The sequence below is a fragment of the Arthrobacter sp. YAF17 genome, assembly GCF_052113365.1.
GTDB lineage: Bacteria > Actinomycetota > Actinomycetes > Actinomycetales > Micrococcaceae > Arthrobacter.
In genome coordinates, this window is record NZ_JBFRDB010000052.1 from 1 (window position 1) to 1,280 (window position 1,280).

Below are 1,280 nucleotides of genomic sequence, written 5' to 3' on the forward strand. Positions count from 1 at the left end.
CTCAAAGTCAATTGGTCGTTGCAACAACTGGGTTTAGGCCGCGGTGGCAATGAGTTGGCGCATGCGTTGTTTGGGGGTCTCGAGGTTGAGCGTGGGACGGGGCCGGTTGTTGAGTTTGTCGGCGATGATCTCGAGGTCCTCGGCGGTGAAGACCGAGAGATCAGTGCCCTTTTCGAACCAGTGGCGCAGCAGCCGGTTGGTGTTCTCGTTGGTTCCGCGCTGCCAGGGTGAGTGCGGGTCGCAGAAGTACACTCCCGCGTCCAGTGCCATCTGGATGCGGGGGTACTGCACCATCTCAACTCCCCGGTCCCAGGTCACGGTTTTGACCAGCTGATCCGGGAGCCGGCGCATCTGGGCAATCATGGCATCGGCGACTTCCTGAGCGGTGTGCCGGCCGGCAAGGTGCAGCAGCATCGTGTACCGGGTGCTGCGCTCGACCAGGGTGCCGATGGCACTGCGGCCGTCCTTGCCGATGATGAGATCCCCTTCCCAATGCCCTGGCACGGCACGGTCGGCTGCTTCGGCGGGGCGTTCGGAGATCTTCGGGGCATTCTTGTAATGCTGGCCTGCGTTTCCCCGGGGCCGCTCACCGCGGGGCGTCCGTTTGCTACGGCTGGTGCTTAGGCACCGGTAGAGATCCTTGCGGAGTTCGCCGCGGCCCTGGACGTAGAGGCTCTGATAGATCGTTTCGTGGCTGATCTGCATGCTCTCATCGTGACCGAAGGTCTGCTTCAGCACCAAGGACACCAGCTTCGGGGACCAGCCATCATCCATGGCGTCCTCGACGTACTTGGCCAGCCCCGGGTTCTGTAGCCGGAAGGCTTTAGGGCGCCGGGCGCGCTGATGGGTGCGTATCTGTGCCACGTCGGCCTGATACGACCCGTCAGCGCCCTGGTTCCGGCGGATTTCCCGCCATACAACCGATCTGTCCCTGCCGATTTCTCGCGCGATCGCCGCGGCCTTGGCGCCTTCGCGGATCCGGATCATGATCACCGCCCGGTCCACCAGATGGAGCCGGTTCGACCCGGGCCGGAGAGCCGGCACCGGGCCGGCCTCAACGCCGCCGTCAACACCCATACGCATCCGCATGCCGCCAGTCTCACCCAGCCACCGCTGCGTATTACTTCGCCACACCCCAATCCGGGCAGAGGCTTCCTTGACCGACACCCCCTGCCGCAGAAGCGAAAAGAACTCATCCTTCAGCGCATCCGGCGCCCGAAAACCACTCGGCATGGCAACCTCCAAAAAATCAGATGTTGCAACGACCGTATGATTCTGCG

The 1,280-nt window shown here is 63.4% G+C and carries 1 protein-coding gene; it reads right to left on the minus strand.

What is annotated here, in order from left to right:
- Positions 1 to 33: 33 nt before the first annotated feature.
- Positions 34 to 1,233 carry an IS30 family transposase gene (locus AB4Y67_RS18985; protein WP_441407305.1) on the minus strand — a complete coding sequence of 400 codons (1,200 nt, stop codon included), beginning with the start codon at positions 1,231 to 1,233 and terminating at the stop codon, positions 34 to 36.
- Positions 1,234 to 1,280 lie beyond the last annotated feature (47 nt).